Below are 18,563 nucleotides of genomic sequence, written 5' to 3' on the forward strand. Positions count from 1 at the left end.
TGTACCACGCTGACAACAATCAGGTAACTTTGGGCATGATCGTCGATCTGTCCTACACCAACCCGCACATGTATCCATTCATGGAAATGCAGCGCTGGAAAACCCATCCTTTAATCAAGCAGTATCTGGAAGGCGGCAAGCGTATTTCTTATGGTGCGCGTGCAGTAACCAAAGGCGGTTTTAACTCGCTACCGAAATTCACTTTCCCTGGCGGCTCTTTGATTGGTGATGATGCCGGTTTCCTAAACTTTGCCAAGATCAAAGGCTCACATACTGCGATGAAATCCGGCATGCTCTGCGGTGAAGCGGTGTTTGAAGCGATTGCGGCTGGTGTGGAAAAAGGCGGTGATCTGGCAGTTGCCCGTGTTGTAGAGGGCGAAGATTTCTTCGTCAAAGAACTCACTGCTTATACCGACAAGTTCAACCACAGCTGGTTAAAAGAAGAGCTATATAACTCGCGCAACTTTGGCCCGGCGATGCACAAATTTGGTCAATGGATGGGCGGTGCGTTTAACTTTATCGATCAGAACGTGTTTAAAGTTCCGTTCACTTTGCATGATCTGGTTCTGGACTATGCGGTACTAAAAACCCAGGCAGCAGAAACCTTTAAGCCGACCTATCCAAAACCGGATGGCAAGCTGACCTTTGACCGTCTGTCTTCGGTGTTTGTATCCAATACCGTACATGAAGAAAACCAGCCAGCGCATTTGAAGCTGACCGATGCCTCGATTCCGGTGAATGTGAACCTGCCGAAATGGGATGAGCCTGCACAGCGCTATTGCCCGGCCGGGGTCTATGAAATCATGGAAAATAACGACGGTTCCAAGCGTTTTCAGATCAATGCAGCCAACTGTGTGCACTGCAAGACCTGTGACATCAAGGATCCGTCCCAGAACATCACTTGGGTAACGCCGGAAGGCGGTGGTGGTCCGAACTATCCGAATATGTAATTTGGTCACGTTTGGAAAGATAATGTTTAGCATCTCACAAAAAAATGCCTAAACATTATCCTACCCACAATGCAGACGTTTAAATAACGCCTTCATTTATTTTTTTAGGTAATCTGAGTCTCCCAGGAGGCTCAGATTAAAAATATTTTCACTTACTATTCACATGAGTTAAAAATTAAATGTGATTCATTTCAATAAAACTGCTTATTTGACGCTGACTGATAATTTTCAGGATGAATTTTTTACCTCATAAATTAAGACAATTATAAAAACTCATGTAAATAAATTTTTATAAAAACGCTTTATCAATATGGTGCTGAAATCTTCTGAACTCGCACTACTATCTTGTTGATATCATAAATATATTAGATGATACAAATTATATCTTAATCCATATAAAATCATATCAAATGACTGTATTTACTTACTTATTAATTTATCTTGATATACGTTAAAAACACAAATATATGAAAAATCCATAATAAATACTATTTTATTTAGCATAATCCTGTCTGAACATAGTTCTTCAATGCATGTTTTCCGAGTAGAAGTCTTGTAGCTGTACTACACAACTTCTATAAATTTTGAAGAAAAACTTACTCAAAATCAGTTGAGGTCTAATGATGATAAAAACAACTCTAAGCGTATTAGGACTATCTTTAGTTTCTAGCCTAGCTCTAGCTTCCGATCCCTTACATGGCACTAAATGGAAAACCATTGATGATGTGACTAAAAAACCATTATCAGTTGTGCAGTTTACTGAAACCTCTAACGGTGTGCTCTCTGCAAAAATCGTGGATGTACTGGAAGCGAGTGAAAGTGAAAAATGCACAAAATGTGCGGGTAAATTCCATAACAAACCACTTAAAGGTATACAGATTGTCTCAGGTCTGAAAAAGACTGCAAACAATGTGTATGATAACGGAAAAATTACCGACCCTAAAAATGGTAAAACATATAGTTTTAATGCCAAGCTATCTCAAGATGGTAAAACTTTGGCGGGTCGTGGATATATTGGTATTTCTGCTTTAGGACGTAACCAAACCTGGGTTCGTGTCAACTAATCCTGATTGAAGTATTTAAAAAAGCGACTGATTCAAGTCGCTTTTTTATTGGTATGCATAACCGCTAATAATCAACTGTCATAACAATGAATATCGGTGTTATTCAAACCTGAATACTTTTAATATTTTTAATTTTCTCAAATTTCTGCTCCTCCCGTTATTTAGCATACTATCGGGAGGAATGCAGATTGTGAGAGAAACAAGCAATCAATCTTAAGCAATATCTTCCACTAAATTCAGTTCCTGACGCATCAATTCCTGCAATTTGAACTTTTGCGCTTTGCCTGAAGCCGTCATTGGAAATTCGGTAAAGAAGCGCACATATCTCGGTACTTTATTGTGAGAGATATGTTCAGCGCAGTATTCACGAATGGTCTTTTCATCGGTTTGATGGTCGTCATGCAAAATAATACAGGCACACAACTCTTCACCATATTTGGCATCCGGTAGCCCAATCACTTGCACATCGGAAACATCTGGATGGGTATACAGAAAATCTTCAATTTCTTTGGGAAATAAATTCTCGCCGCCACGAATCACCACGTCTTTAATTCGGCCTTTAATTTTCACAAAGCCGTCTTCATCCATTTCGGCAATATCACCGGTGTGCATCCACTTGGCAACATCAATCACTTCCTGAGTTTTGTCGTTGTCTTCCCAATAACCCAGCATGACCGAATAACCACGTACACAGAGTTCACCCAGTTTTCCACGCGGTACCACTTTGCCATTTTCATCAACAATTTTGATTTCCAGATGTGGATGTACCCGACCAACAGTTCCGACACGGCGTTCGACCGAATCTGCAGTCGAGCTTTGCACACTCACAGGTGCAGTTTCAGTCATACCATAACAGATAGTGATTTCGGCCATATGCATACGGTCAATCACGCGCTGCATAATTTCACGCGGACATGGGCTGCCCGCCATAATACCGGTACGAAGGCTGGAAAGATCGAACGCATCGAACTGCTCATGCTCAAGCATGGCAATAAACATGGTCGGAACGCCGTAAGCTGCGGTACATTTTTCTTGCTGAATGGTTTTTAAAGTGTCGAGCGGATTAAAAACCGCCGATGGATAAACCATGGTTGAACCATGGGTAATACAGGCCAAATTGCCCATTACCATGCCAAAACAGTGGAATAACGGCACCGAAATGCAGACCCGATCCTGTGGGGTTAGATGAATCGCTTCACCGACAAAATAACCATTATTCAAAATATTATTATGCGTCAGCATGGTTCCTTTCGGATTACCTGTCGTGCCAGAGGTAAATTGAATGTTAATGGTTTCATCAAATTGTAAATCAGCGCCAATCTCTTGTAATTGCTCTAACTGAACAGTGGTCGGTTCTGGCAACAAGTCAGCAAAACGATGAATACCGATATGCTGTTCATGGTCAATTTTAATCACGTGCTTTAAATGCGGCAGGCGTTTTACAGAAAGTCGTTTATCTACCGATTCGGTAATTTCAGGGGCAATTTTAGTTAAAATTTCCTGATAATTACTGGTTTTAAATTGTGCTGCAATGACCAATGCCTTGCAGGACACTTTATTCAGTACATATTCAAGTTCACTACTTTTATAGGCTGGATTCAGATTGACCAGAATTATGCCGGCTTTAAAGGCTGCAAACTGGGTGATGGTCCACTCCACACAATTTGGCGACCAAATCGCAATTCGGTCGCCCTTTTCCAAGCCCAATTGAAGCAGGCTACAAGCAAATGCATTGACCTGATCCTGCAGCTGTTTATAGCTTAAGCGTACATTTTGATGCACGCTGACCACAGCATCCTGTTCAGCATATTGCTGACATGCCTGATCAAAATTTTCACCAATGGTCATCCCAAGTAAAGGCTGACTGCTTGTTCCATAGGCATAACTTAACCGTACTTGTGTCATTGAATCGCTCTCCTTGATTCTTTGTAATTATGATTCTTTCACTTTAATTGTTTTGACTCAGACGACTTTTCCAAACAGTCTTATTTTTGTGTTTAACTGATCACTCACCCTCCTTTAAATAAACGCCACTCACACAAAAATCGGCAATCTGTTTGACAAAATAGTCTTTATACGCCTGATCAAACCTGACACTTTTAGAAGGATTCAAGGGTTCAATCACCACAAAAGTCATGGCACCCACCACACACAAGGCTGCGGTATTTAAATCTTCAAATCCAAACTCACCATTAATTTTACCTTCGGCAAGTATTTCATTAATGCTTTGTTTAATCAGTTGCTTGCTGCGAAAACGCTCATGTTCGAGTAAAGGATCAACAGGTTCAAACATCAGCGAATACGCAAGTTGGGGGCTGTTCAATGCACGTTTAACAAAAGTCGTCACTGCCTTGTGTAATTTTTCAGTTGCAGAAAGATCACTTGCAGCAATGGTGTTCAAAATTTGAACTTCATACTGAATGGATTCTGACAATACTTCGATTAACACCTGACTTTTGTTATCGAAATAACGATAAACCAGACCACTGGATACTCCTGCACGATCAGCAATCGCCTGTATTTGCGCATCTTTAAAGCCCCCTAGAGCAATCAGTTCACGCGCAGACTGCAAAATCGTTTGACGGTTTTGCTCCATTCGTTCCTGCATCAATGATGATCTTTTATAACTCATAATTTTATTCTCATCCAACTAAAATGAATTGTAAATCATTTTGTGAATTTATATTCACTTTTTTAAAAAAAAGTTGTATTGTAAAAATCAAGCACAACAAAAATGCTTTTGGAACAACAAATATAACCATCAGGATGAATGAAGAAATGAATCTACAAAGCTTAAATTTCGGTTTGGATGAAACGTTAATTGCCCTTAAAGATTCAATCGCAGCATTCTGTGCAAAGGAGATTGCACCGATTGCTCAGCAAGTTGATCAAGACAATGAATTCCCCGCTCACCTGTGGAAAAAATTTGGTGATATGGGGCTGCTTGGCCTGACTGTAAGCGAGGAATACGGTGGCACGAACCTGGGTTATTTGGCTCATATTCTTGCGATGCAGGAAATTTCCCGTGCATCCGCCTCTATTGGCTTGTCTTACGGCGCTCATTCTAACTTATGTATCAATCAAATTAATCGCAATGGTTCTGAACAACAAAAACAAAAATATTTACCTAAACTGATTTCCGGCGATTTTGTCGGTGCTTTGGCAATGTCGGAACCCAATGCAGGTTCCGACGTGGTCAGCATGAAACTCAAAGCCGAAGATCAAGGTGATCATTACCTGCTGAATGGTTCAAAAATGTGGATCACCAACGGTGGCGATGCTGACGTATTGGTGGTCTATGCCAAAACTGATCTGCAAGCCGGTTCTAAAGGCATGACGGCTTTTCTGGTTGAAAAAAACATGCCGGGTTTCAGTCACGGCACGCATTTAGATAAATTGGGCATGCGCGGCTCAAACACCTACCCGCTTTTCTTCGACAATGTAGAAGTGCCAAAAGAAAATGTGCTGGGCGGTGTCGGCAATGGCACCAAAGTTTTAATGAGCGGTTTGGATTATGAACGTGCGGTTTTAAGTGCTGGCCCGCTAGGCATTATGGATGCCTGTCTGGACACGGTGATTCCTTATATTCACGACCGTAAACAGTTTGGTCAGGCACTTGGTGAATTCCAGTTGATGCAAGGCAAAATTGCCGATATGTATTCGACTTGGCTGGCTTGTAAGGCGCTGGTATATGCTGTGGGCGCTGAATGTGACAAGGCTGATCATAGCCGCAGCTTACGTAAAGATGCAGCCAGTGCAATTTTATATGCCGCTGAAAAAGCCACCTGGATGGCGGGTGAAACCATTCAGACCTTAGGCGGCAATGGTTATATCAATGAATTTGCAGCAGGCCGTTTATGGCGTGATGCCAAACTGTATGAAATTGGTGCGGGAACTTCTGAAATCCGTCGCATGCTGATTGGTCGTGAACTGTTTAATGAAACAGCTTAAATCACGATCATACGCATACTGAATTACAAGGACGTTTGAACATGAATATATTACAAAGCAAAATTAATATTCGAAGTGAAGATTTTAAAACCAACCAGACTGCCATGCAGGTTTTGGTCGATGACTTAACACAAAAAGCGCAACAAATTGCTTTAGGCGGCGGTGAAAAAGCGCGCGAAAAACATTTGGCCCGCGGCAAACTGTTACCGCGTGAACGGGTGGATCATCTGATTGATGCTGGAACTGCCTTTTTAGAAATTGGGCAACTGGCGGCTTATCAAGTCTATCCAGATGATGTGCCGGCTGCCGGCGTGATTGCCGGAATTGGTCAGGTGAATGGCGTGACCTGCATGATTGTCGCCAATGATGCCACGGTAAAAGGCGGCACGTATTATCCGCTCACGGTAAAGAAGCATTTACGCGCTCAAGAAATTGCCGAACAAAATCATCTGCCATGTATTTATCTGGTCGATTCAGGCGGCGCATATTTACCCATGCAGGATGAGGTGTTCCCGGACCGTGATCACTTCGGTCGTATTTTCTATAACCAGGCGCGTATGTCGAGCCAAGGTATCGCGCAGATTGCCGTAGTAATGGGAAGCTGTACCGCAGGGGGTGCTTATGTCCCGGCCATGTCGGATGAAACCATTATCGTGCGTAATCAAGGCACCATTTTCCTGGGTGGCCCGCCTTTGGTGAAGGCTGCGACGGGTGAAGTGGTCAGTTCCGAGGACTTAGGTGGTGGTGATGTGCATACCCGTCTTTCTGGTGTGGCCGATCATCTGGCTGAAAGTGATGAACACGCGATTGCCCTAGCCCGTAATATTGTGGCGAATTTAAATAAAAAACCCAATAAAACGGCTGATGAAATTGAAGCGCCGTTATTTGATGCTCAAGAACTTTATGGCGTGGTGCCCAGTGATGCACGTAAGCCTTTTGATGTAAGAGAAGTGATTGCCCGTATTGTCGATGGTTCACGTTTTGACGAATTTAAAGCCCGTTTTGGTACCACGCTAATTACCGGTTTTGCTGAACTTTTCGGTATGAAAGTCGGCATCATTGCCAATAACGGCATCCTGTTTTCGGAATCTGCACAAAAAGGGGCGCATTTCATTGAACTGTGTATCCAGCGTAACATTCCCCTGCTCTTTATTCAGAACATTACCGGTTTTATGGTCGGTCGCCAGTATGAAAATGAAGGCATTGCCAAAAATGGTGCCAAACTGGTGATGGCGGTGGCCAATGCCAATGTACCGAAATTGACTTTAGTAATAGGCGGATCATTTGGTGCCGGCAACTATGGCATGTGCGGTCGTGCCTATTCTCCACGCTTTCTGTGGACTTGGCCAAACTCGCGTATTTCGGTAATGGGTGGTGAACAAGCTTCAAGCGTATTGTCTACCTTAAAACGTGACCAGATTGAACAAAAAGGTGAAAGCTGGTCAGCCGAACAGGAAGATCAATTTAAACAACCGATTCGTGATCAATATGAGCGCCAAGGTCATCCTTATTATGCTTCAGCGCGTCTTTGGGATGATGGTGTGATTGATCCTGCGCAAACGCGTCAGGTCTTGGGCTTAAGTTTGGCAGCTGCGCTAAATGCGCCCATTTTACCCACCAAATTTGGCGTGTTCCGCATGTAGGGGGTAAAAAATAATGAACTATCAATTTTTACAACTCGAACAACAGAATCAGGTCGCTACGGTCTGGATTAACCGTGCTGAATTGCACAATGCTTTTAATACCACCGTTATTGAAGAATTACAGCATTGTTTTACTGCATTAAACAGTCGTGATGATGTGCGTGTGGTGGTTTTGGGCGGACGTGGCAAAAGTTTTTCTGCCGGCGCCGACTTGAACTGGATGAAACAGGCCGGACAAGCATCTCAAGCGGAAAATGAAGCCGATGCCTTAAAGCTGGCAAAAATGTTGCAAAGTCTGGCGACTTTAAAACAACCGACCATTGCTCGTGTACATGGAATTGCGTTTGGTGGCGGCATGGGACTGGCTTCAGCCTGTGATATTTGTATTGCCAGCATGGATGCCAAGTTTGCCACGTCTGAAGTTCGTTTAGGTTTAGCGCCATCGACCATTAGCCCCTATGTGATTCGTGCCATTGGTGCCCGTCAGGCTTCGCGCTACTTCTTAACTGCAGAACGGATTACCGCCGAGCAAGCGCAAAAAATCGGTCTGGTTCATGAGGTTACAACGGTAGAAGAACTGGATAGCAAGATTGACGAAATGGTTCAAGCCTTGCTTTTGGGTGGCCCTCAAGCACAAGCATCATCGAAACAACTGATTCAAATGGTCGACCAACAGGTATTAACCGAAGAATTATTGCTGCAGACCGCCCAGCATATTGCTCATGTACGCCAAGGATCAGAGGCGAAGAATGGCTTGAGTGCTTTTTTGGATAAGCAAAGTCCTTCCTGGATTATCTCTACAGCACAACAATAATAAGGATCATACAATGTTTGAAAAAATCTTAATTGCAAACCGTGGTGAAATCGCCTGCCGTGTGATTCGTAGCGCAAAAAAACTCGGGATCGCAACGGTGGCGGTCTATTCAGATGCCGATGCCCAATCGCAACATGTCAAACTGGCCGATGAAGCGATTTATATTGGCGAATCCCCTGCTGCACAAAGTTATTTACAGATAGAGCGCATTATTCAGGCTGCGGTAAAGACCGGTGCTCAAGCCATTCATCCGGGTTATGGTTTCTTGTCTGAAAATGACCAGTTTGCCGAAGCCTGCCAAGCCAACAACATTATCTTCATTGGTCCACCGGTAGCCGCTATTTTGGCTATGGGTTTAAAAGCAACATCGAAAACCCTGATGGAAAAAGCCGGTGTTCCGCTGACCCCGGGCTATCATGGCAGCAATCAAGAGGCTGAATTTTTAAAGCAACAGGCCGATGCAATTGGTTATCCGGTACTGATTAAAGCCAGTGCCGGTGGCGGTGGTAAAGGCATGCGTCTGGTTGAACGCAGTGAAGATTTTCTGGGTTCACTGGCATCTTGTAAAAGCGAGGCCAAATCCAGCTTTGGTAATGACGAAGTCTTGATTGAACGTTATGTGATTAATCCGCGTCATATTGAAGTACAAGTCTTTGGTGACTCACACGGTAACTACGTGCATTTGTTTGAACGCGATTGTTCAGTACAACGCCGTCATCAAAAAGTGTTAGAGGAAGCCCCAGCGCCATTGGTTTCGCAAGACAAACTTGATGCCATGCGCCAAGCCGCCATTGATGCCGCACGTGCGGTCGATTATGTCGGTGCAGGAACGGTCGAATTTATTGTCGAGCAAGACGGCACCGCATATTTCATGGAAATGAATACCCGTCTACAGGTTGAACATCCGGTCACTGAAATGATTACCGGGGTTGATCTGGTGGAATGGCAATTGCGTGTTGCTTTTGGTGAGCCACTACCAAAACAGCAAGATCAGTTAAAGATTCACGGTCATGCCATTGAAGCCCGTGTTTATGCCGAAGAACCGGAAAAAGGCTTTATTCCTGCGATTGGGCAAATCAGCTATCTACACTACCCTGAACAAAATCAGCATGTCCGTGTCGACAGCGGTATTGTTCAAGGCGATGAAATCAGCAGCTATTATGATCCAATGATTGCCAAACTGATCGTCTGGGGCGAAAATCGTGAAGCCGCTTTATTGCAAATGCACCATGCCTTGGGTCAGTTCCACGTCGATGGTTTGGGCAACAATATTGCCTTCTTGGACCGTATTATTCGCTGTAATTCATTTAAAAATGCCGAATTGGATACCAACCTGATTCAGCGTGAAGATGAATTCCTGTTTAAGAATATTCCATCATTACAACCTGATTTGGTGGTTGCAGCAGCATTGACTGAGCTATTGCTCCGCTTTAGCAAGAATAAACCGGCAAGCAATCCGGTCTGGCAAAGTGAAACACTATGGCGCGTCAATATCAGCCCAAGTTATGCGATTAAATTAAAGTTAGACGAGACCCTTATCCAAGTCAATTTAAGCGCTGAAAAACAAGGTTTTGTTGCTGAATATCAAGGTGAAAAATTCCATATTTCCGGGCAGCTTTTAAATAGCAATAGCGCACATTTCAATATTAATGGCAAACAGGACAAAATTGCGTTTAGCCAAAATGCACATGGCCTCACCATTTTCAAAAATGGTCAAAGCCACAAGTTCAGTTATTTGAATCAGAAATTTAGTTCTGAGGATGCACAAAGTACTGAAGGCAATCTAAAAGCACCCATGCCGGGCGTGATTACCCAAGTTCTGGTTGCCGCCAATGATCAGGTAAAAAAAGACGATGTGCTAATGACCCTTGAAGCCATGAAAATGGAATATTCAATTCGCGCACCATATGACGGCATCATTGCAGCTTCGTATTTCCAAGCCGGTGACCAGGTCAAAGCCGGTGATGAACTGGTGGAATTTCAAGCACTGGCGGGGGAAGTTGCATGAATGACTTTGTCAAAATTGTAGAAGTCGGTCCGCGCGACGGTCTACAAAATGAAAAGATCCCTTTGACGCTTGAGCAACGCAAAGACTTTATTCTTGACTTGATGCAAACAGGCTTAAAGTCGATTGAAGTGGGTTCTTGTGTTTCGGCAAAGTGGGTGCCACAAATGGCAGACAGTGATGTGCTGTTTAACCAGTTACCACAGGATCACAATATTCAGTTCAGTTTGCTCACTCCGAATTTAAAAGGTTTTGAGTCGGCTTTAGCGGTTGGTTGTAAAGAGGTTGCGGTATTTACCGCAGCTTCTGAAAGTTTCACCCGCAAGAACATCAACTGTTCCATTGATGAAAGCTTTGAAAAATTTGCCGATGTCATGGCCGCAGCCAAAGCCAATGATATTAAAGTGCGTGGTTATGTCTCCTGTATGGTCGATTGTCCTTATGAAGGGGCCATTGATCCTCAGCAAGTGGTCAAAGTCAGCAAGCGACTATTGGATATGGGCTGCTATGAAGTGTCTTTGGGTGAAACCATTGGTACTGCGACTCCGGATCGGATTAAAAAAGTATGGGAGGTTTGTTTGGCCGAATTGGACAGCCAGGTTTTAGCCGGACATTTTCATAATACTTACGGTATGGCGATTGCCAATATTTATCAATCGCTTACTCAAGGCATTCGGGTTTTTGATTCTTCGATTGCCGGTTTAGGTGGTTGCCCCTATGCCAAAGGTGCTTCGGGTAATGTGGCCACGGAAGACTTGTACTATTTGTTGTCCAAGATGGGCTTTGAGACCGGGATTAATCTGGATGCCTTAATGCAGGCCAGCCGAAACATCAGTCAGGTGTTAACGCGCAACAATCCATCGAATTATGCCCATGCCTATTGGCAAAACAACTGTGCTTAAACGCTGCATGATTTTCTCATCGCCAAAAATCATGCAGGACGTTTATAAAAAATTAAAGTTCGGTCATACACGGCCTGACCATGAATAAAAAAGAGGGATCAAATGCCAAATAAGGTTTATGAAAGTGCACAAGCGGCATTACAAGATATTGTCAAAGACGGTCAAACCTTGGCGGTCGGTGGTTTTGGTTTATGTGGTATCCCGGAAGCTTTAATTGCAGCGCTTAAAGACACCGGTGCCAAACAACTGACCTGTATTTCCAACAATGCCGGTGTAGATGGTTTTGGTTTGGGGCTTTTGTTAGAGACCAAACAGATTAAAAAAATGATTTCATCTTATGTCGGTGAAAACAAGGAATTTGAACGTCAATATTTGAACGGCGAACTGGAAGTCGAACTGACTCCGCAAGGCACACTGGCTGAAAAACTTCGTGCTGGGGGTGCCGGTATTCCGGCCTTTTTTACTCAAACCGGTGTCGGCACCTTAATTGCCGAAGGCAAAGAAGTTCGTGAATTCGATGGCAAAGAATTTATCATGGAAAATTCCTTAACTGCCGATATTGCCTTGGTAAAAGCCTATAAAGCAGATAAAGCCGGTAATTTAATTTTCCGTAAAACTGCACAAAACTTTAATCCGGTCTGTGCCATGGCCGGTAAAATCAGCATTGCTGAAGTGGAAGAAATTGTAGAAATTGGTGATTTGGATCCCGATGAAATTCATCTTCCCGGCATTTATATTAATCGGATTGTTTTAAATCGTAATCCTGAAAAACGCATCGAACAAATGACATTAAAAGCGGAGGCGGTATAAATGGCTTGGACGCGCAATGAAATGGCACAGCGTGCCGCTTTGGAACTGGAAGATGGTTTCTACGTTAATTTAGGCATCGGCTTGCCGACACTGGTCGCAAACTATATTCCTGAAAATATGGATGTCTGGTTACAGTCGGAAAATGGCCTACTTGGTATTGGTGAATTTCCAACTGAAGCAACGGTAGATGCCGACCTGATCAATGCCGGCAAACAAACCGTCACTGCGCGTAAAGGTGCGGCGTTTTTTTCCAGCGCGGACTCTTTTGCCATGATTCGTGGCGGTCATGTCAACATTGCCATTTTAGGTGCCATGGAAGTTTCCCAAACGGGTGATTTGGCCAACTGGATGATTCCGGGTAAAAAAGTCAAAGGTATGGGCGGTGCCATGGATCTAGTCGCAGGTGTACAAAAAGTAGTGGTGTTGATGGAACACTGCGCCAAAGATGGCACGCCAAAAATTGTGCAGCAATGTGCCCTGCCACTGACCGGTAAAGGCGTGGTACACCGGATTATCAGTGACTTGGGTGTACTGGATATTACCGCTGACGGGGTCAAACTGGTTGAACTGGCAAAAGAGGTCAGCTTTGACGATATTCAAAAAGTCACCGGTGTCCCACTGCTTCAATAATGCTGTGTTGCTGTGATCTTCTATTCTCACTCTCCCCTTAAAGCTGATCAAAGTTTTAAGGGGTAATTATTTCTGGCATAGATTTGCCTGCTTTAAAAACAAGAGTTTCAACTATAAAAGGAAATTAAAAGTATGGATAACTCGCAAAACATCTTGCAACGCTTTGCCCTGAAAGTCAGTGACTGGTCAGAAAAATGGTTTCCCGATTCCTATATCTTTGCGCTTTTAGGTGTGGTGATTGTCGCGATTGCTGCCATGGGTATCGGTGCATCTGTGCAAGATGTGGCCATTTCATTCGGTAACGGTTTTTGGAGCCTGATTCCGTTTACCATGCAAATGTGTATGTTGATCGTGGTCGGTTATGTGGTTTCCGTCTCCAAACCTGTAGAACTGCTCATTCAAAAAATGGCGCAGATTCCGACTTCCGGTCGTAATGCCATTGTCATGGTCGCCACTGTCAGTTTATGTATTTCTTTAATTAACTGGGCCATGAGTACAGTGTTGACCGCTCTTTTGGTGATTGCCTTGGCAAAGCGCAAAGAGCTGAATATGGATTATCGCGCGGCTGCCGCTGCTGCCATTATAGGCATGGGCGCGACTTGGGCACTGGGCATCAGTTCATCCGCCGCACAATTACAAGCCAATAAAGCCAGTTTGCCTGAGCCAATTTATAACTTAACCGGCGTGATTCCTTTCACTGAAACCATCTTTTTGCCGCAGTCGATGATTATGACTGGCGTACTAATTGTTGTCTCGATCGCGATTGCCTTCTGGTCAGCGCCAAAAGGCAATAGCATTAAGACTCTGGATGATTTTCCTATTCAGTTTGAAGATGAGAAGAAAGAAGTTCAGACAAGCAAACGACCAGGAGACTGGCTGGAAAATTCTCCCATTTTAAGTATTCTCATTGTCGCGTTGGGTCTGATCTGGATGTTTAATGAATTTACCAAAAGCAATCCGATTATCGCGATCTCTAGTCTGAACACCTATAACTTTATCTTTTTAATGCTCGGAATTGCCTTGCATGGCACCCCCCGAAATTTCCTAAATGCCGTGTCCAAGGCCGTACCTGCGGTATCGGGTGTACTGATTCAATTTCCGTTGTATGGCAGTATTGCTTTCATTATGACCAGTGCGATGAATGCACAAGATTTGTCCCTGTCTCACTATATTGCGGAATTTTTTGTCTCGATTGCCTCTAAAGAAACTTTTGCCATTGTGATGGGGATCTATTCAGCCATTCTCGGGTTTTTTATTCCCTCTGGGGGCGGAAAATGGATTATTGAAGCGCCGTATGTGATGCAGGCAGCGCATGATTTAAAAGTCCATCTGGGTTGGTCAGTACAAATTTATAATGCCGCTGAAGCCCTGCCCAATTTAATCAATCCGTTTTTTATGTTACCCATGTTGGGCATTTTAAAACTCAAAGCCAAAGATGTGATTGGCTTTACCGTGACCCAGCTAATTTTCCATGTTCCCCTGGTATTGTTTTTATTATGGATCTTAGGGCGAACCCTCACCTATATGCCCCCTACTTTTTAATCCTACAATATAGAAATCAAGGGCATGTCAACATGCCCTTTTGCATGACTCATTGGATTCACTCAATAAACCTGACTTTAATAGATATCCCGTTGATAACGCCCTTCGATTCTTAGCTGCTCTAATTGTTCAGCACCGAGAACACTTAACAGGGTTTGCTCCACTTCTTGCGCCATGCCTTTTAAACTGCCACAAACATATATGGTGGCACCCGCTTCAACCCAACTTAAAAGCTGTGCCGATTTTTGCTGCTAGATATGCTGCATATAGATTTTTTCAGCCTGATCACGGGAAAATGCATAATCCACTTCAGGCAGAAAACCTTGCGCTTGCCACAGTTAAATCTGCTCCTTATAAAGATGATCGAACTGCTGTTGTCGCTCAGCAAAAATCAGCCAGTTTTGCGGTTCATTCCATTGCTGTCTTTGCGACAAATGAGCGACCAAGCCTGCGATGCCTGTCCCATTGCCAATTAAAATCAATGGTTTTTGGGTGGGTTTTAAATGGAAGGCGGGATGAGAACGAATTCTGGCCAGTATGTTTTGGCCCCCCGTCGCATATTCAGTCAGCCAACCCCACCCAAACCTAAGCCAGTTGCCGTTTTTTCCTGTCTAATCACCAATTCAACACGTCCTTGTTGAGGAAGACTGGCGATTGAATATTCACGAATGGCCAACAGATCACAACGCTGAATCCAATCATTAAAAGATTCATTCGGCAACTTTTTGGGCATTTGGCTTAAATTTTTCAACTGTAATGCCGCGAATAAATCTTGATTAACTATTTGTTGCTGTGCCTGTAAAAAGGCCTGTCTATCTTCAAGCCAATTGCCACATTGAACTTCTAGTAATATCGCCAGATGACCAGGTTGTGGTTTCCGCATAAGACAGTTGAATGTGATAAATCGGCTTGCCTTGGCTCCCTGTATTTAAGCACACCCGATTTTTTAACATACAGGCACACCAGTTTTGCGCTTGTTCAACAGGAGTGAATTGTTGCTGCGTGAGCTGTTCTAAACCTTGTGTCCAGCGCTTTAAATCTGCTTGCTTCAAATGGTCGACACAGACGATTTTAAATAAAGCTTTCGCCTGATGCTGTTTTAGATGTTGAGCTAAGGCTTGTCCAAAACGGCAAAAATGCGTATAGGGTTTATCACCTAAAGCCAAGATGGCATAAGACTGGTGGGAAAGATCTAAAGTGGGATGGCTAAAGATGTTTTTTACAGCCATGCGTGCAGTATTTGTGTATAAAAAATCCCAGTGTGAAAACTGGGATTTTTTATACAATCAATCTGTTATAGGACTGATTAAAATTTCTTTGTATAAGTTGTTAGCACGCGATTTTCTTGGAAAGAGTTGCCATGTTCAACATCATAATTGATATATAACCATTGGAATGCCAAGCCTTTTAATTTTGGATTTTGCGCTTCATAAGACAAAATAAAGTTAGTTTCTGATTCATGGTTATCACGACCTTGTGCATCTTTAAAACCTGTACCATATACATATTTAACTAATGTATTTAAACCAGGTACATAGTCTTTGAAATTATAGCCATATAACAAATGAACTGACTTCTCATCCTTTTTAAAGAATCCTGTCGTATTCCAGTTAATAAAATATAACTCTGGCAAGAAACCATCAGGTAAAGGATAACCGGTATCACCAAAAATTTGCTGATAGCCTAATCCCAACGTCTGATTTCCGACAGAAACTTTCTCTAGTAATCCTATATTGTGGTTGTCAATTTCCCCTGCTTTAGCATCACCTGAGTCTTGAGATCTAAAATATTTTAACCGTGTTTGAGATTTTAAATAATCATTTTTCCATGAATACTCTAAGCCAAGGTAGTGTTTGTCGTACAAATCCTCTAAATCACCATAGTAATATTCTGCTTTGACGTTTGGCGTAACATCATATTTTAAATCAACATAATTGAGTGCATCTGAATAATTTCTAACACCATTTGTGGTCACTGAAAATTCATGAAACCCTTCTTCATAGCGCGGTGAAACCTGAGTAACACGGCCTAATTCAAGTGCAAGTTTATCGTTTACTTTGGACTTTATTTGTCCACCCCAATACGAACTGAGTAATTGGCGACTTCCATCGACAGAAGTAATCGGTAGATCTAGCCACAATTCACCAATTTTAAGTTCAGTGGTGTCGTATTTGGCTTTGAATGTTCCACCATACTTAAAGAAGTTACGATCTTGCGTTTGAGTATTTTTGTTAAAGGGCAGAATCGTATCATCAATATGACGATCACCACTTAAACGTACAGCATATTGCAGTGAAGCATCTAGACCAAGTTCAATCGGTTTGTCTGCAATAGTTAAAACGGTAGGAATATATTTAGATTGATAAAATCCTGAAATCCCTTGCGACCAACTTCCTGGATCTTTAAGGTTTTCATTATCAAAATTACGCTCAATAAAAGCATTCTTTAACACTAATTTAAATTGGTTTTCATTGCTTTCAGCATGGCCCACATTACACAGCGCCATATTTCCAATCATAATAGCCAAAAGAGGTTTTAATTTAAGATTCATAATATTCCCTTGAATTTAATCCTTATTTATTAATTTTATGACTAAAGGTTTTAAGCTTTAGTCAGTTTTCCATTAATTTAGTTCGCAACTTTTTTAACTAAAGTTTCTTGATTTAAATCTTTTTTGACGTTTTGTGCTCCATCTACAGAAGCTTTCAAATTCACCAGATAAATAGCAATCGCTGCAATAATTCCTGGAATCGCTATGGCTAGAAAGTTCATTTGGTGCGGTAATTCAAAGGTTAATAAAGTACCGGTTAAGACTGGCCCAACAATAGCGCCAATTCGTCCAATTCCTGATGCCCATCCCATACCTGTCGAGCGAACTGCGGTTGGATAAAACTGTGCAACGAAGGTATAAAGTAGAATTTGTGAACCAATGGTTGCTGCACCAGCAATGGCAATCAGAACATAAAGAACCGCTTGTGGGCTATTAAAACCAAGCAAGATTAAAGCAATCGCACCGACAGTAAACATAGTGGTGAGCACGGGTTTTAAATGGAATTTATCTGCTAGAACTCCGCCACCAATTGCACCGATCATGCCGCCAATATTCAGGGCAAACAGGAACATCAGACTTGCACCCAATGAATAGCCAGCCTGAATCATCAATTTCGGTAACCAGCTGCCTAATGCATAGACCATGAGCAAGCACATAAAGAAGGCTGCCCAAAACATTAAGGTACTGAACATGCGGCCTTGTTGAAATAAAGCACGTAATGGTGCCTCATCACCCACCGTAGGTTCATTCAGAATAAAGGTCGTTTGTGGGCCAATCTCTTGTTCAGGAGCAATTTTTTTCACAATTGCACGAGTCTGTTCTGTTTCACCTTTTTTGGTCAAGAACATCAATGATTCTGGTAAAAATTTCCAAATCAACGGTAAAGTAAACAAAGGAATACTGGCAAGATAGAACATGATTTTCCAGCCATAAGTGGGTACTAACCAAGCACCCAATAATGCTGAAGCCATACCACCAATGGCATAACCACTGAACATAATGGCAACCAAGGTACTGCGAATACGTTTAGGAGCATATTCGGTCATCAGCGCAACCACGTTTGGCATAACCCCACCAATGCCTAGTCCGGCCAAGAATCGTAAAATTCCAAATTCGGTCGGTGTCGTTGCGAATGCACCTAGAAATGTAAAGCCACTGAAAATGCTGATACAGATCATGATGGTCTTTTTACGACCCAGCTTGTCTGAGAGAGTGCCGAAACTCATTGCACCAAACATCATGCCGAATAATGCGGTACTGGCGAGTAAACCTGCCTGTACTGTAGTGAGTGCCCATTCTTGCATTAGAATAGGTAAAACGACGCCATAAATGACTAGATCATAACCGTCAAAAATAATAATCATTAAACACCAAATCAGCACTCCCCAATGAAAAGGCGTAAATTTGGCTTCATCCACTAAAGTATTTATGTTCAATTTGTTGGTATTCACTTTGCGCTCCTGCATATGAATCTTTAGATTTGTAGCCACAATGCAGCAAAGTGATTTTATTGTCCAAAACCGATTGCATATATATTCATACCTTAAAAGTAAGACGAGCCATATTAAAAGCCAAAACAATACTTTATAGATATGCAGAAACTATATAAGGTTGATTATGATATTTTATTTTCTATTTCAAGCTTTGTTGTGCTGAAAAAAATGCCTGCTGATCAAATATAAAATATTGATCAGCAGGCAT

The 18,563-nt window shown here is 42.6% G+C and carries 17 protein-coding genes; 10 read left to right on the forward strand and 7 right to left on the reverse strand.

Annotated features, from left to right (window positions below; all coding sequences use genetic code 11):
- Nucleotides 1-950, forward strand: a 950-nt coding sequence (locus AY606_RS08775) for an electron transfer flavoprotein-ubiquinone oxidoreductase (protein ID WP_171255380.1), incomplete at its 5' end; no start/stop codon positions are given.
- Nucleotides 951-1,576: 626 nt separating this feature from the next.
- Entirely contained in the window at nt 1,577-2,014 is a 438-nt protein-coding gene (locus AY606_RS08780; RefSeq protein ID WP_416224582.1) for a DUF2147 domain-containing protein, read from the forward strand.
- A gap of 213 nt (nt 2,015-2,227) precedes the next feature.
- On the opposite strand, the gene AY606_RS08785 is transcribed toward AY606_RS08780, so the two are convergent.
- Both AY606_RS08785 and AY606_RS08790 read right to left on the reverse strand, forming a co-directional pair.
- Complete coding sequence (locus tag AY606_RS08785) at nt 2,228-3,919, reverse strand: AMP-binding protein (protein WP_067867182.1); 1,692 nt, start codon at nt 3,917-3,919, stop codon at nt 2,228-2,230.
- A 100-nt stretch (nt 3,920-4,019) separates the two neighbouring features.
- Nucleotides 4,020-4,646 (reverse strand): TetR/AcrR family transcriptional regulator, encoded by a 627-nt coding sequence (locus AY606_RS08790; protein ID WP_067867185.1) that lies wholly within the window; start codon nt 4,644-4,646, stop codon nt 4,020-4,022.
- A 146-nt stretch (nt 4,647-4,792) separates the two neighbouring features.
- On the opposite strand from AY606_RS08790, the gene AY606_RS08795 reads away from it, so the two are divergent.
- The 8 genes from AY606_RS08795 to AY606_RS08830 all read left to right on the forward strand — a co-directional run bounded on the left by AY606_RS08795 (nt 4,793) and on the right by AY606_RS08830 (nt 14,311).
- Nucleotides 4,793-5,965 (forward strand): isovaleryl-CoA dehydrogenase, encoded by a 1,173-nt coding sequence (locus AY606_RS08795; protein WP_067867432.1) that lies wholly within the window; start codon nt 4,793-4,795, stop codon nt 5,963-5,965.
- A 41-nt stretch (nt 5,966-6,006) separates the two neighbouring features.
- Nucleotides 6,007-7,608 (forward strand): carboxyl transferase domain-containing protein, encoded by a 1,602-nt coding sequence (locus AY606_RS08800; RefSeq protein ID WP_067867187.1) that lies wholly within the window; start codon nt 6,007-6,009, stop codon nt 7,606-7,608.
- Between the two features lie 13 nt (nt 7,609-7,621).
- Nucleotides 7,622-8,422 (forward strand): enoyl-CoA hydratase/isomerase family protein, encoded by an 801-nt coding sequence (locus AY606_RS08805; protein WP_067867189.1) that lies wholly within the window; start codon nt 7,622-7,624, stop codon nt 8,420-8,422.
- A 13-nt stretch (nt 8,423-8,435) separates the two neighbouring features.
- On the forward strand, nt 8,436-10,430 hold the full coding sequence (locus AY606_RS08810) for an acetyl/propionyl/methylcrotonyl-CoA carboxylase subunit alpha (RefSeq protein WP_067867191.1): 1,995 nt from the start codon (nt 8,436-8,438) through the stop codon (nt 10,428-10,430).
- Nucleotides 10,427-11,329 carry a hydroxymethylglutaryl-CoA lyase gene (locus AY606_RS08815; protein ID WP_067867193.1) on the forward strand — a complete coding sequence of 301 codons (903 nt, stop codon included), beginning with the start codon at nt 10,427-10,429 and terminating at the stop codon, nt 11,327-11,329. The genes AY606_RS08810 and AY606_RS08815 overlap by 4 nt, the downstream gene beginning before the upstream one ends.
- A gap of 102 nt (nt 11,330-11,431) precedes the next feature.
- Entirely contained in the window at nt 11,432-12,139 is a 708-nt protein-coding gene (locus AY606_RS08820) for a CoA transferase subunit A (protein ID WP_067867195.1), read from the forward strand.
- Nucleotides 12,140-12,769 carry a CoA transferase subunit B gene (locus tag AY606_RS08825; protein WP_067867197.1) on the forward strand — a complete coding sequence of 210 codons (630 nt, stop codon included), beginning with the start codon at nt 12,140-12,142 and terminating at the stop codon, nt 12,767-12,769. It abuts the gene before it with no gap.
- A 132-nt stretch (nt 12,770-12,901) separates the two neighbouring features.
- On the forward strand, nt 12,902-14,311 hold the full coding sequence (locus tag AY606_RS08830; RefSeq protein WP_067867199.1) for a short-chain fatty acid transporter: 1,410 nt from the start codon (nt 12,902-12,904) through the stop codon (nt 14,309-14,311).
- Between the two features lie 338 nt (nt 14,312-14,649).
- Here AY606_RS08830 and AY606_RS16860 read toward each other — a convergent pair whose 3' ends face one another.
- The 5 genes from AY606_RS16860 to AY606_RS08850 form a co-directional block, all read right to left on the reverse strand.
- Nucleotides 14,650-14,793 (reverse strand): hypothetical protein, encoded by a 144-nt coding sequence (locus AY606_RS16860; RefSeq protein WP_502692116.1) that lies wholly within the window; start codon nt 14,791-14,793, stop codon nt 14,650-14,652.
- Nucleotides 14,794-14,876: 83 nt separating this feature from the next.
- A complete protein-coding gene (locus AY606_RS16105; RefSeq protein WP_155858151.1) occupies nt 14,877-15,194 on the reverse strand; it encodes a hypothetical protein in 318 nt (105 codons plus the stop codon).
- A complete protein-coding gene (locus tag AY606_RS08840) occupies nt 15,130-15,540 on the reverse strand; it encodes a flavodoxin domain-containing protein (protein WP_067867203.1) in 411 nt (136 codons plus the stop codon). The genes AY606_RS16105 and AY606_RS08840 overlap by 65 nt, the downstream gene beginning before the upstream one ends.
- 77 nt (nt 15,541-15,617) lie before the next feature.
- Nucleotides 15,618-16,862: an OprD family outer membrane porin gene (locus AY606_RS08845; protein ID WP_067867205.1), complete on the reverse strand. Its 1,245-nt coding sequence runs from the start codon at nt 16,860-16,862 to the stop codon at nt 15,618-15,620.
- A 77-nt stretch (nt 16,863-16,939) separates the two neighbouring features.
- Nucleotides 16,940-18,313 (reverse strand): MFS transporter, encoded by a 1,374-nt coding sequence (locus AY606_RS08850; protein ID WP_067867435.1) that lies wholly within the window; start codon nt 18,311-18,313, stop codon nt 16,940-16,942.
- Nucleotides 18,314-18,563: the final 250 nt, after the last annotated feature.

This window comes from Acinetobacter sp. SFB (genome assembly GCF_001647545.1).
Classification (GTDB): Bacteria; Pseudomonadota; Gammaproteobacteria; order Pseudomonadales; family Moraxellaceae; genus Acinetobacter.